The organism is Pannonibacter sp. XCT-53, assembly GCF_009915765.1.
Classification (GTDB): domain Bacteria; phylum Pseudomonadota; class Alphaproteobacteria; order Rhizobiales; family Stappiaceae; genus Pannonibacter; species Pannonibacter tanglangensis.
The window spans coordinates 1920372-1933711 of sequence record NZ_JAABLQ010000001.1; the positions used below are offsets into that span (position 1 = coordinate 1920372).

General features: G+C 66.9%; 11 protein-coding genes and 1 tRNA gene. 11 read left to right on the top strand and 1 reads right to left on the bottom strand.

The annotated features are described in order from the left end of the window. Positions 1 to 43: 43 nt before the first annotated feature. From GWI72_RS08595 to GWI72_RS08630, 8 genes are all read left to right on the top strand, one after another. Positions 44 to 718, top strand: coding sequence for an HAD-IA family hydrolase (locus GWI72_RS08595; RefSeq protein ID WP_161708368.1), 675 nt, complete (start codon positions 44 to 46; stop codon positions 716 to 718). 125 nt (positions 719 to 843) lie between these two features. Further along, a tRNA-Val gene (locus GWI72_RS08600) sits at positions 844 to 918 on the top strand. A gap of 381 nt (positions 919 to 1299) precedes the next feature. Further along, a complete protein-coding gene (locus tag GWI72_RS08605; protein WP_161708369.1) occupies positions 1300 to 2688 on the top strand; it encodes a globin-coupled sensor protein in 1389 nt (462 codons plus the stop codon). 85 nt (positions 2689 to 2773) lie between these two features. Then, positions 2774 to 4642, top strand: coding sequence for a tetratricopeptide repeat protein (locus tag GWI72_RS08610; RefSeq protein WP_161708370.1), 1869 nt, complete (start codon positions 2774 to 2776; stop codon positions 4640 to 4642). Continuing rightward, positions 4639 to 5331 (top strand): acylneuraminate cytidylyltransferase family protein, encoded by a 693-nt coding sequence (locus GWI72_RS08615; protein ID WP_161708371.1) that lies wholly within the window; start codon positions 4639 to 4641, stop codon positions 5329 to 5331. The genes GWI72_RS08610 and GWI72_RS08615 overlap by 4 nt, the downstream gene beginning before the upstream one ends. A gap of 13 nt (positions 5332 to 5344) precedes the next feature. Continuing rightward, complete coding sequence (locus tag GWI72_RS08620) at positions 5345 to 6376, top strand: N-acetylneuraminate synthase family protein (RefSeq protein WP_161708372.1); 1032 nt, start codon at positions 5345 to 5347, stop codon at positions 6374 to 6376. A gap of 17 nt (positions 6377 to 6393) precedes the next feature. Then, positions 6394 to 7530: a UDP-N-acetylglucosamine 2-epimerase gene (gene neuC, locus GWI72_RS08625; protein ID WP_161708373.1), complete on the top strand. Its 1137-nt coding sequence runs from the start codon at positions 6394 to 6396 to the stop codon at positions 7528 to 7530. 34 nt (positions 7531 to 7564) lie between these two features. Beyond that, on the top strand, positions 7565 to 8245 hold the full coding sequence (locus GWI72_RS08630; protein WP_161708374.1) for a TylF/MycF/NovP-related O-methyltransferase: 681 nt from the start codon (positions 7565 to 7567) through the stop codon (positions 8243 to 8245). Between the two features lie 48 nt (positions 8246 to 8293). Here the strand turns inward: GWI72_RS08630 and GWI72_RS08635 are convergent, their stop codons facing one another. After that, positions 8294 to 9106, bottom strand: coding sequence for a ferredoxin--NADP reductase (locus GWI72_RS08635; protein ID WP_161708375.1), 813 nt, complete (start codon positions 9104 to 9106; stop codon positions 8294 to 8296). A 371-nt stretch (positions 9107 to 9477) separates the two neighbouring features. Here GWI72_RS08635 and GWI72_RS08640 point away from each other — a divergent pair, with 371 nt between their 5' ends. The 3 genes from GWI72_RS08640 to GWI72_RS08650 all read left to right on the top strand — a co-directional run bounded on the left by GWI72_RS08640 (position 9478) and on the right by GWI72_RS08650 (position 13243). Then, on the top strand, positions 9478 to 10521 hold the full coding sequence (locus tag GWI72_RS08640; protein ID WP_161673832.1) for a GlxA family transcriptional regulator: 1044 nt from the start codon (positions 9478 to 9480) through the stop codon (positions 10519 to 10521). A gap of 205 nt (positions 10522 to 10726) precedes the next feature. Next, positions 10727 to 11212 carry a molybdopterin-dependent oxidoreductase gene (locus tag GWI72_RS08645; protein WP_161673834.1) on the top strand — a complete coding sequence of 162 codons (486 nt, stop codon included), beginning with the start codon at positions 10727 to 10729 and terminating at the stop codon, positions 11210 to 11212. A 48-nt stretch (positions 11213 to 11260) separates the two neighbouring features. Then, complete coding sequence (locus tag GWI72_RS08650; RefSeq protein WP_161708376.1) at positions 11261 to 13243, top strand: putative bifunctional diguanylate cyclase/phosphodiesterase; 1983 nt, start codon at positions 11261 to 11263, stop codon at positions 13241 to 13243. Positions 13244 to 13340: the final 97 nt, after the last annotated feature.

Genomic DNA, 13340 nt, shown 5'->3' on the forward strand with positions numbered 1-13340 from the left:
CTCACCTATTGCTCGCAGCGCAGGATCCAGGAAGGAGAAAGCTGTGACCGTGCTCGTGCTCGACCTTGACGGGACCCTCGTGGACACCGCCGGGGATCTCGTCGGTGCCCTCAATGCGACGCTCGAGCGCTATGGCCACGCGCCTGTGCCGGAGCCGGTTGCCCGCCCGCATGCCGGGCACGGGGCCCTGCCCCTGCTTCGGCTCGGGCTGGAGCACAACGGCGTGGTGCCGGACGACGGCCTGCTCCTGCCCATGCGCAAGGACTTCCTCGACCATTACGCCGCCAACATCGCCGTGGTCAGCCGGCCCTATCCGGATGCCGTCGAGGTGCTGGAGGGCCTGCGCGCCGACGGCTGGAAACTTGCCATCTGCTCCAACAAGGCCGAGGCCCTGTCGCGCCGCCTGCTGGCGGAGCTCAGGCTCGACGGGCTGTTCAGCGCGATCATCGGCGGTGACACCTACCCGCAGCCCAAGCCCGACGCCCGCCCCGTGCTGGGCGCGATCCGCCGCGCCGGCGGCGAACCGGCCACCGCCGTCATGGTCGGCGACACTGCCACCGACATCGCGGCCGCCCGCGCCGCCAACATCCCCGTCATCGCGGTGAACTTCGGCTATGCCGCGGTCCCGGTGCGGGATCTCGGCCCCGACCACGTGATCTCGCATTTCCGCGAGCTGCCGGGCGCGGTTGCCGCCGTGGGCATCGGCCTGCGCCCTTAAGGTCACGCCGGCCCGCAGCGCGCAGGGCAGCGGCCACCTGTGCACAGCCGACAAAATTTTTTGTCTGGCCAGTTGCGCAGTCCGGCAGCATCCTCTAAATACCGCGCCACACGCCGAAACGGCGCGGGCGATTAGCTCAGCGGGAGAGCGTTCCGTTCACACCGGAAAGGTCGCAGGTTCAATCCCTGCATCGCCCACCATAAAAATCAACGACTTAGCTGAAAAATACGGACCGTGCACCGGTTCAATTGAACCGTTACGACGGGTCCCTGCGCGTGCTACGCTGCAGACCCGTTCGGCTTGCGGCGAACACGGTTCATTCCAGATCTAGGGGTTCCTACGTAGCGCCCGGCCTCCGGACCCGCATCCCTGTCAATTTCTGCAATGGTGTTTTATGCAGTTTTACGTGATCCGGCCTTGAACCGGCACAATAGAAACACCCAGAAACCTCAGAATTCACGGTTTTTCCGCAATCCCGTTAAGTCAACAACAGGCACCGGCGAGGCGTCGCGCATCAGGTTAAGTCCTTTTTAATTTGGTAAATTCACATTTGCCCTACGGTAGATTGCCCGAGGGACATCATGCACGCCCAGACTGATGAAACTTTTGCACGACTGCGCTTCGCCCAGATTGACGGGGATACCCGCCAGTCCCTGCGCGAACTCTGGCCGGTTGTCGCGGCCTCCCTGCCCACCATCCTGGATGGGTTCTATCGGCATGTGAAGGGCGACCCGACGATGGCGCGCATGATCGGGACCCGCGACAGCCATCTCAAGAAGTCCCAGGAAACCCATTGGGCGCGGCTGTTCGGCGGCGACTTCGACAAGGCCTATGTGGACAGCATCGACCGGATCGGCCGCGCGCATGTGCGCATCGGCCTCGAGCCGAAGTGGTACATCGCCGGCTACCAGTATGTGCTCAACGAGCTGATCGCCCTCATCATCCGGCGCAACCGGTTCTCCCCGTCCCGCGCCACCCGGCAAATCGCGGCGCTGAACAAGGCCGTGTTCATGGACCTCGACTTCGCCATTTCCACCTACCAGCAGGTGCTGATGGAGCAGCGCGAGGAGCAGGCGCGGCGGATCAATCTGGCCATCGAGACCTTCCGCTCCAAGGTGGATGCCTCCATGGCCACGGTCGACGCGCGCGCTGCCGAGGTGACGACCCAGGCCTCCAGCCTGTCGTCGCGCTCGCAGTCCGCCATGAGCGAGGCGGACGAGGCCTCGCAGGCCTCGCAGGTCACCACCGGCAACATCCAGACCATCGCGGCCGCAACGGAGGAGCTTGCCAGCTCGATCGCGGAACTGTCGCGCCAGATCACCGGTGCCTCGGATGTGGCGCGGCGGGCCAACAGCGAGGCCGACCGGACGGCCGAGGAAGTGGGCCGCCTGTCCGATTCCGCCCAGCGCATCGGCGACGTCATCAGCCTCATCCAGGCGATCGCCGAGCAGACCAACCTGCTCGCCCTGAACGCGACGATCGAGGCCGCGCGCGCCGGGGAGGCCGGTCGCGGCTTTGCCGTCGTGGCGGCGGAGGTGAAGGAGCTGGCCAACCAGACCTCGAAGGCGACGGAAGAGATTTCCAGCCAGATCAATGCCATCCAGGGCGCCACCCAGAATGCGGTGAAGTCGATCAGCGCCATTTCCGACACGGTGCGCCAGGTCGACAACATGACCGCCTCGCTGGCGGCTGCGGTGGAGGAACAGGGGGCAGCCACGCGCGAGATCTCCTCCAACATCCAGAGTGCCGCCAGCCGCTCCCGGCAGCTTGCAGGCAACGTGGACCGGGTGAGCGCGACCATCACCGCAACCGGACAGGTCGCCGGCCAGTTCCAGAAGTCGGCCGAAGATCTCAAGCGCTGCTCCGCCGACATCGCCACCGACGTGCGCGACTTCTTCGCCGCCCTGAAGGCCGTGGCCAACCAGGATACGGCCGCCGAGGGCGCTCATGGCCGTGGACGTGCGGCCTGACGCCCCGCAATCTGCCGTCCCGGGCAGGGTTTTCTTGCTAAGATCAGACTGACTGATTCTTGCCAACAGCCCGCCCGGAGACCGCATGAACGTGAAGTCGGCTGCCGCCGGAACCCTGGAGACGCTGCGCAAGGCTCTCGCCCTGCAACAGGCCGGAGAGATCGAGAAGGCGCAGCGCCTTTACAAGGCCGTCCTCAAGAAGAACCCGACCTCGGCCGATGCGCTCAACCTGCTCGGCGTGACCTACCGCCAGCTCGGCTTTCCCAAGCGGGCGGTGGAGTTCATCCGCAAGGCCATCGCGCTGGCGCCGGACCGGGGCCCCTACCACGCCAATCTGGCGCGTGCCCTCTCCGACCTGCCCGAGACGACGCCGCAGGAGATCCTCGAGGCGGCAGAGCGCGCCCTCGGCTTTGCCCCCCAGCTGCCGGAGGCCCGCAACCTCAAGGCCATCTCGCTGACCAAGCTCGGCCGCGAGGCCGAAGCGGAAGAGCTGCTGCTCAAGCTCATCGCGGACCAGCCCTCCTATGCCGATGCCTATCGCAACTACGGCATCCTCCTGCGCGACCGCGAGGATCACCAGAAGGCGCTGGAGTTCTTCGACACGGCCGTGCAGCTCGACCCGAGCAATGCGGAAACCTGGGTGCAGCGGGCCCGGGCGCGGTTCGAGCTGGAGCAGTATGACCAGGACCTGCGCGAGCTGCTGGTGGCGGAGAAGCTGTTCCCGCAGAACGGCGACATCCAGCACGAGCTGGCACGGCTCTACTTCCGCATCGGCGATTCGCATCTCGGCCTGCCGCATGCGGAGGCGGCCGTGGCGGCAGAGCCCACCAATGCCGGACGCCTCGTCACGCTCGGCGTGATCTACCAGACCCTCAGGCGGTCGAAGGACGCGCTCGATGCGCTGGCCAAGGCGCGGGCCAACTGGTTCGAGGACATTCCGACGGCCGAGTGGAACATGTCGCTCGCCTATCTCGGCCTCGGCAACCTGGAGCTTGGCTGGAAGATGCACTCGGCCCGGTTCCGCACCGGCCTGTCCTCCACGCTTGCCCGCAAGTTCGAGCGGCCCGAGTGGGACGGCTCGGACCTGAGCGGCAAGACCATCCTCCTGTGGAACGACCAGGGTGTGGGCGACGCGTTCCGCAGCGGCACGATGATCCCGGAAATCATCGCCCAGGCCGGCCATGTGATCGTCGAGCTCAGCCAGAAGCTCCTGCCGCCCTTCCAGCGCAGTTTCCCGGAGGCGACGGTCCGGCTCGCCACCTTCGAGTCCGTCACGCTCAAGGCAACCCAGCACGACTACGACTGCCAGATCTGCATCAGCGACCTCGCGCATTACCTGCGCAAGGATTTCCCCTCGTTCCGCAAGGCGCGGCATCCGGTCTTCCGCTTCAACCAGGACCGCGCCCGGGAGTTTCACGACCGGATCCCCGACGCGCGGGCAAAGCCTGTCGTCGGCGTCTCGTGGCGCTCGCGCAACCTGTCGCCGGCGCGGGCCAAGAGCTACCTGTCGGTGCCCGAGTTCGCGCCGATCGTCGAGACGCCGGGCATCATCTTCGTCGACCTGCAGTACATCGCCATTGCCCGGGAAATCGACTTCCTGGTGAAGGGACGCGGGGCCAACCTCGTGCATTTCGAGGATGTGGACCAGTTCAACAACCTGGAAGATGCAGCGGCGCTGGCGAATTGCTGCGATCTGGTGCTGACGGTCAACACCAGCGTCTCCGACATTGCCGGCAGCCATGGCCTGCCGTGCTGGACCTTCGGCCAGGAGGTACCCCAGTTCATGCTCGGGCAGGAGGTGACGCCCTGGTACGACGATTTCAACTACACGGTGCTGGAGCCGGGCCAGCCTGTGGTGACGCTCGTGCCCGAACTCGTCAGTCGGCTGGAGCACTGGCGCGACCATGACTGGTCGCCGGAGGCCCGGCTCACGCGGCTGGGGCTGGGCGGATGACCGGCGTGCCGCTGGCTCCCGTCTTTGCCGTGGTCCCGGCACGGGCCGGATCGAAGGGACTGCCCGGCAAGAACGTCACGCCGCTGGCCGGCAAGCCGCTCTACCGCCACAGCATCGATGCCGCGCTCGCTGCCGGCATCCGCGAGATCCACGTGACCACGGACATTCCGGAGATCCTGGAGGCCCGCCTGCCGGAGGGCGTCACGACGCATCTGCGGCCGCCGCATCTGGCCGCCGACACGACGACGATGGCGGAGGTGCTCCTCGACTTCCTGCCCCGGGCCGGGCTGACGCAAGGCACCCTGGTGCTGCTGCAGCCGACATCGCCGCTGCGCCGGCCGGAGACCATCCGCGCCGGCCTCGACCTCTATGCCGCCACCGGGGCCTCGATGGTGATGAGCGTGTCGCCGGCCGAGCGGAGCGTGCTGAAATGGGGCCTCCTGGAGGGCGACCGCTTCGTGCCGATCGCGCGCAAGGAGTTTTGCTTCGCCAACCGCCAGAGCCTGCCGCCCGTGGTCCGGCCGAACGGCGCGCTCTACGTCTATGACGCCGGGACATTCCTCGCCCGGGGCGACTATTCGGCCGAGGACATCCGCGTCCTGCCCATCGCCGACGACGAGGCGCAGGACATCGACACGGCCGCCGACCTCGCGCGCTGCGCGGCCCTTCTCGGCTCCACCGAACGCTAGGGAACCTGACATCATGAAGATCGCCCACCGGGAGATCGGTCCCGACCATCCGCCGCTCGTGATCGCGGAAATCGGCATCAACCACGGCGGCAGCCTCGACGTCGCGCGGGAGATGGTGCGCGCGGCCGCGCTCAGCGGCTGCGAGATGGTCAAGCACCAGACGCACATCGTCGAGGACGAGATGACGGAGGAGGCAAAGGCCATCTTCCCGCCGAATGCCGATGTCTCCATCTTCGAGGTGATGCGGCGCTGCGCCCTGCCGACGGAGGCGGAGAAGGAGCTGAAGGCCTATGCCGAGGGGCTGGGCCTCATCTACATCTCGACGCCCTTCTCCCGGGCCGCGGCCGACTTCCTCGCCTCCATCGACGTGCCGGCCTTCAAGATCGGCAGCGGCGAATGCGATCACCTGCCGCTGATCCGCCACATCGCGCGCTTCGGCAAGCCGGTGATCATGAGCACGGGCATGCAGACGCTGGAGAGCATCCGCCCGTCCGTCGCCATCCTCGACAGCGCCGGCATCGACTATGCGCTGCTGGAATGCACGAACCTCTATCCCTCGCCGCCGGAGATCGTGTCGCTGCGGGGCGTGACGGATCTGAAGGCGGCCTTTCCGCGTGCCGTGATCGGCTTTTCCGACCACAGCATCGGACCGGACATGGCGCTCGCCTCCGTGGCGCTCGGGGCCTCGATCCTGGAACGCCACTTCACCGACACGCGCTACCGCAAGGGGCCGGACATCTCCTGTTCCATGGATCCGGCGGAGCTCAGATACCTCATCGACCGCTCGCGCGAGATCCACACCGCCCTGCACAACGAGAAGCGCCGCACGGCGCCGGAGGAGGATGTCTACCGCTTCGCGCGCGGGTCGGTCGTCGCCGACCGCGATCTTCCCGCCGGCCACGTGATCACCGAGGCCGACATCTGGGCGAGGCGCCCGGGCACCGGCGAGATCGCGGCCAACCGCTTCGACGAGGTCGTGGGCCGGCGGCTCGCCGTCGCCCGGCGGCGCAACGAGCAGCTCCGCTGGAGCGACCTCGCCGACTGAACGGAAAGGACGGGCCGATGCGCCGCAAGCTGCTGTTCCTCACCGGCACCCGCGCCGATTTCGGCAAGCTCGAGCCGCTGGCGCTGGCGGCCCGTGACCGCGGGCACGCGGTGACATTCTTCGTGACCGGCATGCACATGCTGGACCGCTACGGCGCGACGCGCAACGAGGTGCAGCGGCTGGAGGGGATCGGCAAGGCGGAGTTCATCAACCAGCGCATCGGCGACCCGCAGGACGTGATCCTGGCCAAGACGATCAGCGGCCTGTCGGACTGGGTGAACGAGAACAGGCCGGACCTCGCGGTCGTGCACGGCGACCGCATCGAGGCGCTGGCGGGCGCGCTCGTGTCGGCCACCAACTACATCCGCTGCGCCCACATCGAGGGCGGCGAGGTGTCCGGCACGATCGACGAGGTCTACCGCCACTGCAACACCAAGCTCTGCACCTATCATTTCGTCAGTTCCGACGCGGCACGCAGCCGCGTGATCGCACTGGGCGAGGATCCGGTGACGGTGTTCAACATCGGCTCGCCGGAGCTGGATTTCCACCATGGCCCGTCCGGCGTCAGCCTCGACGAGGTCCGGCAGCGCTACGACATCCACTTCCCCGACTACGGCATCGCCGTGTTTCACCCGGTGACATCGGAGCGGGACACCATTGGCGCCCAGGCGGCCAGCCTGTTTGCGGCGCTTTCCGACAGCGGGCGTTCCTTTGTCGTGATCTCGCCGAACAACGACCCCGGATCGGAAGACATCTTCGCCGAGATCGAACGGCTCGACCCCGCGCGCTTCCGCCATCTGCCGAACATGCGCTTTGCCTATTTCTCCGAGCTGATGAAGAACGCGGCCGCCCTCGTCGGCAACTCCAGCGCCGGCGTCCGCGAAGCCCCCTTCCTCGGGATCCCGAGCCTGAACATCGGAACCCGCCAGCTGAACCGCTCGGCTGCCCCCACGATCACCGAGGCGTCTGCCTTCGACCGCGCGCGGATCGAGGACTTCCTCGCCACCCGCTGGGGACAGCGCTTCGCCTCGGACCGCAGCTTCGGACAGGGCCAGTCGGCGGCGCGCTTCGTGGAAATCCTGGAGCAGGACAGCTTCTGGTCCGTGCCCCTGCAGAAACATTTTTACGGAGAGACCCGATCCGACCCGATCTGACCTCATCCGGACTGGCAGCGAGGACAGCACGACCATGACAACGCCGATCAACAGCTTGCGCGGGCTGAGCAGGGACAGTGTCTGGGATTACGAGAACGGGTTTTACTGGTTTTCCGACCAGAGCCGGATCAACAAGCTCCTGGCGCATTACGAGCTCTACCGCCGCATCGTCGATCTGCCGGGCGACGTGGTCGAGTTCGGCGTGTTCAAGGGTCTGTCGCTGATCCGCTTCGCGCAGTTCCGGGCCCTGATGGAGACCGACCAGTCCCGCCGGATCGTCGGCTTCGATGCCTTTGGCAAGTTCCCGAGCGAGGGCCTTGCCCGCGCGGCGGACCGCGACTTCATCGCGCGGTTCGAGGCGGCGGCCGGACACGGGCTGGCGCGGGACGAGCTGGGCGCGGTGCTGCGGGAGAAGGGCTTCGGCAACATCGACCTGGTTGCCGGTGACGTGTTCGAGACGCTGCCGCGCTATCTGGCCAGCCGGCCCGAGCTGCGTCTGTCGCTCCTGCATCTCGACATGGACGTGGCCGAGCCGACGCGCTTCGTGCTGGAGACGCTCTATGACCGGGTCGTCCCCGGCGGGCTTGTCGTCATCGATGACTATGCGACCGTCGCCGGGGCCACCGACGTCGTCGACGACTTCCTGCGCGACCGCGGACTGCAGCTCCGCAAGCTGCCCAACTACCGCACGCCGGCGTTCATCGTCCGGCCCTGACGGGGCCGGACGCAGGCATGTCGCCAACGGAAGGGCGAGCCGGAGAGGTCAGCCGACGAAGGCGCGCTCGACGACGAATTCGGCCGGCTTGTTGTTGGCGCCTTCCGTCAGGCCGAACTGCTCCAGCAGGGCCTTGGTGTCCTTGAGCATCTCCATCGAGCCGCAGATCATGCCGCGGTCGATCGCCGGGTCGATCGGCGGAACGCCAAGGTCGGTGAACAGCTTGCCGCTGGCCATCAGGTCGGTGATGCGGCCCTGGCGCGGGAAGTCCTCGCGGGTAACCGAGGTGTAGTGCACCAGCTTTTCCCGGGCGAGCTCGCCGATCAGCGGATCATTCCTGGTGGCCTCGACCAGTTCCTCGCCATAGCGCAATTCGGCGACTTCACGGCAGGTGTGGGTCAGGATGACCTGGTCAAACTTCTCGTAGGTCTCCGGATCGCGGATCAGGCTGGCGAAGGGGGCGATGCCGGTGCCGGTGGAGAACATGTAGACGCGCTTGCCGGGGGTCAGCGCATCGTTGACCAGCGTGCCGGTCGGCTTCTTTTTCATGAGGATGGCATTGCCCGGCTGGATCTTCTGCAGATGCGAGGTGAGCGGACCATCCGGCACCTTGATGGAGAAGAACTCCAGCTCCTCGTCCCAGGAGGGGCTGGCAATGGAATAGGCGCGGTAGAGCGGCTTGCCGTCGACGAGCAGGCCGATCATCACGAACTCGCCCGAGCGGAAGCGGAAGCTCGCCGGACGGGTGGTACGGAACTTGAACAGCCGGTCCGTATAGTGCTTGACCTCGGTCACCTCCTGAACGAAGGCGCTGCCGGCGACGGCGGCTTCAAGGTCGGCGGGGGTCGCGAGAGCGTTCATGGCGGTCCAGTCCGTTGGGCCGGGCCCGATCCCGGGATCGGCTGCGATCAGGGGCGGTCGGGGATGCGGCGGGTCGTGAAGCATGACATGCCCGACACCCTGCGGCACGGCCGGGCGACTGGCGAATGTTGTGTACCGATTACCACTTTTGCCGCCTTGATATGAAGCAACATGCATCCGGGATTCCGGGCCCGGCTTAAAAAAAATTGCCCGCAACCGGCACGTCCGAGCCGTCGCATCCCCAAGCCGGTTAACCGGCGATGTGAATCCCGCCCGGGCCCCGCGCGAGACCCATTGACACGGACCGGCCGCTCACGCCTCATATTGCGAAACAAAAACAAGAACATTCCAGAGCAAGGACCAGGGACACCATGTCCAGCACCAGACCGCATGTGACGCGGACGGAGGCGGATGGCCAGACCATTGCGCTTGTCGTCCTCGACCGCTTCTCCATGATCGCGTTTTCGTCCGTCGTCGAGCCGCTGCGGCTGGCGAACCGGCTGATCGGACGCGATTACTACCGCTGGACAACCTATTCGCTGGACGGCGGCCCGGTGACAGCCTCGAACGGGTGCGAGATCAAGGTCGAGCACGGGGTGCGCGACCTTGAGGATGCGGACATCACGCTGCTGTGCACCGGCATCGACGTGGAGCGGCTGCCGCTCGACAAGGAACTGGGGATCCGGCTCCGGCGCCTCAACGCGCGCGGCCGCACCTTCGGCGCCATCTGCACCGGCGCCTACCTGCTGGCGCGCTACCAGCTGCTGGAAGGGCGCCGCTGCACGCTGCACTGGGAGAACCTGCGCTCGTTCCGCGAGGAGTTCCCCGGGGTGGAAGTGTCGTCGGACATCTTCTCGATCGACCGCAACTGCATCACCTGCGCCGGCGGCATGGCCTCGCTCGACATGATGCTGCGCCTCATTGCCATCCAGCATGGCGCCTATCTCGCCCATGAGGTGGCCGAGGTCGCGCTTTACCAGAACATGCGCTCCGGCGAGAGCGCCCAGCGCCACGACATCGAGGCGCGCACCGGCATTTCCAACGCCAAGATCCTCGAAGCCATCCGCATCATGGACATGCACATCGAGGATCCCCTGTCGTGCCAGCAGCTGGCGATGACGGTGAACCTGTCGCCGCGCCAGCTGGAACGCCTGTTCCGGCGCCACTTCAACTGCACGCCGGGCCAGTATTACCTGAAGCTGCGGCTGGAGACCGCGCGCGACTTGCTGCGCCGGACCTCCCGGCCAGTGCTGGACGTGGCGATTGCCTGCGGCTTTGCCTCCACCTCGCATTTCACCAAGTGCTACCGCGAGCGCTATTCGGTCACCCCGACCGAGGAGCGCAACTCCTATCAGGGCGGCAACCGGGAGCCGCGCGCCGGCAAGTCGAAGTCGAAATCGCTGGTTGTCGCCTGAGCCCCGACGCGACGGTGCGGCAGTCTTCGGCCGTGGCCGCCCCCTGCGCCACGGCCGTCCGGACGCGGCTGCCGCGGTGCGCCGCGGCATTTTGTTTGCGCGGATGAAGAATTCGGCGTTTCGTTAAAATTTGAAGCAAGTCCTTCAGCAGTCCTTGGCGGGCAGAACCTACCCTAGGGAGAGTTTTCTGCCGGAGTGACGCCGAATGTCTCTCGTTGTCCGCCTTGCCACGCTGTTTGCCCTCGCCCTCGCCCTGGCCGCGCCCGTGCGCGCCGCCAGCCCGCAGGACATCCTGCTGACCGTCGAAGGGCGGATCGACGGGGGCCAGAAGTCCCTGACCCGCGCCGACCTGGAAGCGCTCGGCCTGGAGAGCGTGACCACCACGACGCCCTGGTACGACGGCGCGATGACCTTCGAGGGCGTCTCGCTCGCCCGCCTGTTCGAGGCGCTCAAGATCAAGGGCGACATGGTCGAGGTGGTGGCGCTCAACAACTACTTCGTCGAGATCCCGACCGCAGACCTGATCGAGCGCAAGGCGATCCTCGCGATGAAGCGCAACGGCGCCTACATGGCCGTGTCCGACAAGGGGCCGCTGTTCATCGTCTATCCGTTCGATGCCGATCCGAGCCTGCGCAGCGAGGTGCATTACAGCCGCTCGGTCTGGCAGGTCAAAAGCATGGCCTTCCGCTGAGCCCGGCCGCGCCGCTCAGGCAAGAGAGGTCCGGAGGGGCCTGACATCATGACAAAGCTGGTCCGCCGTCTCGCCATCGTCGTCGTGCTCGCCCTTGCGATCGCGGCCGTGGTGTATTCGCACCTGATCGTCTCGCACCAGTCGACGGTCGAGCAGGCGAACCGCTATGACATCGCCTGGACGGGCTTCAACGGCCGCCTCGAGATCACGTCCCTGCGCGAGCGGGTGGCGCGCTATGCTGCCACGGGCGACGCGGGCGTCGCCGACGAGGCGCGGCTCTATTTCCAGATCATCGTCGGGCGTCTCGGCACCTGGGGCTCGGGCCAGTTCGGACGGTTCATCGCCAGCAACCCCTTGCGGGAGGCGCGGTTCGAGGCGCTGGTGCGCGACCTGGCGGCCCTCGAGCCGATGATCGAGCGCCTCGACGAGCCGGCGATCCAGGCTGACCTGATGCGTCGCCTCGTCGGCATTGCCACCGCCATGGACCGGATCGGGGGCGAGGCCTACAGCGCCAGCCTGACGGAAGCGGAGGACGTGCGCAGCGAGCTCAAGCAGAAGATCGAGGTGGAGACCTGGATCACCGGGGCGCTGCTGACGCTCGGCGCGGTGCTGGTGATCTCGCTGCTGCTGCAGAACCGCCTGCTCAGCCGCGCGCATGCCCGCGCGGCGACAAGCGCGGCAAACCATGCCTTCCTGGCCCGCCATGATGCCCTGACCTCCCTGCCCAACCGCCTCGCCTTCCAGGACGCGTTCGCAACCGAGGTGCAGAAGTCCGCCGAGGGCAGCCTTGCGGTTCTGGCGATCGATCTGGACGGGTTCAAGGCCATCAACGACACGCTTGGCCATTCGGCCGGCGATGCCTTGCTGGTGTCGGTCGGCGAACGCCTCAGCCGCTTTGCCGGCCTCTGGCAGGACGCCTCGGTCGCGCGCTTCGGCGGCGACGAGTTCGTGGTCGTGCTCCGCGTCCTGAACGGGGTGTCCGAGGCCTGCGAGAAGGCGGAAAACCTGCGCCGCGCCCTCGCCGAACCCTATCGCATCCCGGACGGCACGGTGGTCATCCAGGCAACGATCGGCGTGGCGGTCGCCAGCAGTTCGGTGCCTGACCTGCAGCAGTTGCCCGACAATGCGGACCTGGCGCTGAGCCATGCCAAGGCCCGGGCCAAGGGCTCGGTGCAGCTCTTCGACGTGGCCATGCGGGCCGACATCACGCGGCGCCGGCGGATCGAATCCGACCTCATCTCGGCCATCGCCCTCGGCGAGATCGCGCCGCATTACCAGCCGCAGGTCGACATGGCGAGCGGCCGCATCATCGGTGTGGAAGCCCTGGCACGCTGGACCCATCCGACGCTCGGGCGCATCGGTCCGGACGAGTTCGTGCCGATTGCCGAAAGCTCGGGCAAGGTGGTGGAACTGGGCCGCGCCGTGCTGGAGGCGGCCTGCGCCGAGGCGACGCTGATGCCGCCGGAGGTGAAGGTGTCGGTCAACCTGTCCGTCGCCCAGCTGGTCCGCGACGACCTCGTCGAGACCGTGCAGGACATCCTGGAGCGCTCCGGCCTGCCGCCGACACGGCTGAAGCTGGAGGTCACGGAATCGATCGTCATGTCCGACACCGACCGCTGCATCGCCACGCTGCACCGGCTGAAGAAGCTTGGCGTCGCCATCGCGCTGGACGACTTCGGCACCGGCTACTCCGCGCTGTCCTACCTGCGCCTGTTCGCCTGGGACGAGCTGAAGGTGGACCGCAGCTTCGTGCGCTCCATCGGCAGCGATCCGCATTCGCTGTCGATCATCGAGGCCGTTGTCGGCCTTGCCCGCCAGCTCGGCATCAGCGTGACGGTGGAAGGCGTGGAAACCGAGGAGCAGCGTCGCCTGCTCCAGCGCGTCGGATGCCAGATCGGTCAGGGCTACCTGTTCGGGGCAGCCATGCCGCTTGCCAGCCTGTCGCCCCGTCTGATCGGGACGCTCAGCACCGGTCGCAAGCCGCGGGGCACGCATCTGCGTCTCGTCGAGCCGTCCCAGCCTGCGGGCTGAAGGCGCACCCTCCCCGGCAACGGGCGATGGTTGCCTGCGAAACCGGTTTCCCGATCCCGCGCGGCAGGCTACGAAAGAGGCTCCGACAGTGCCTCGA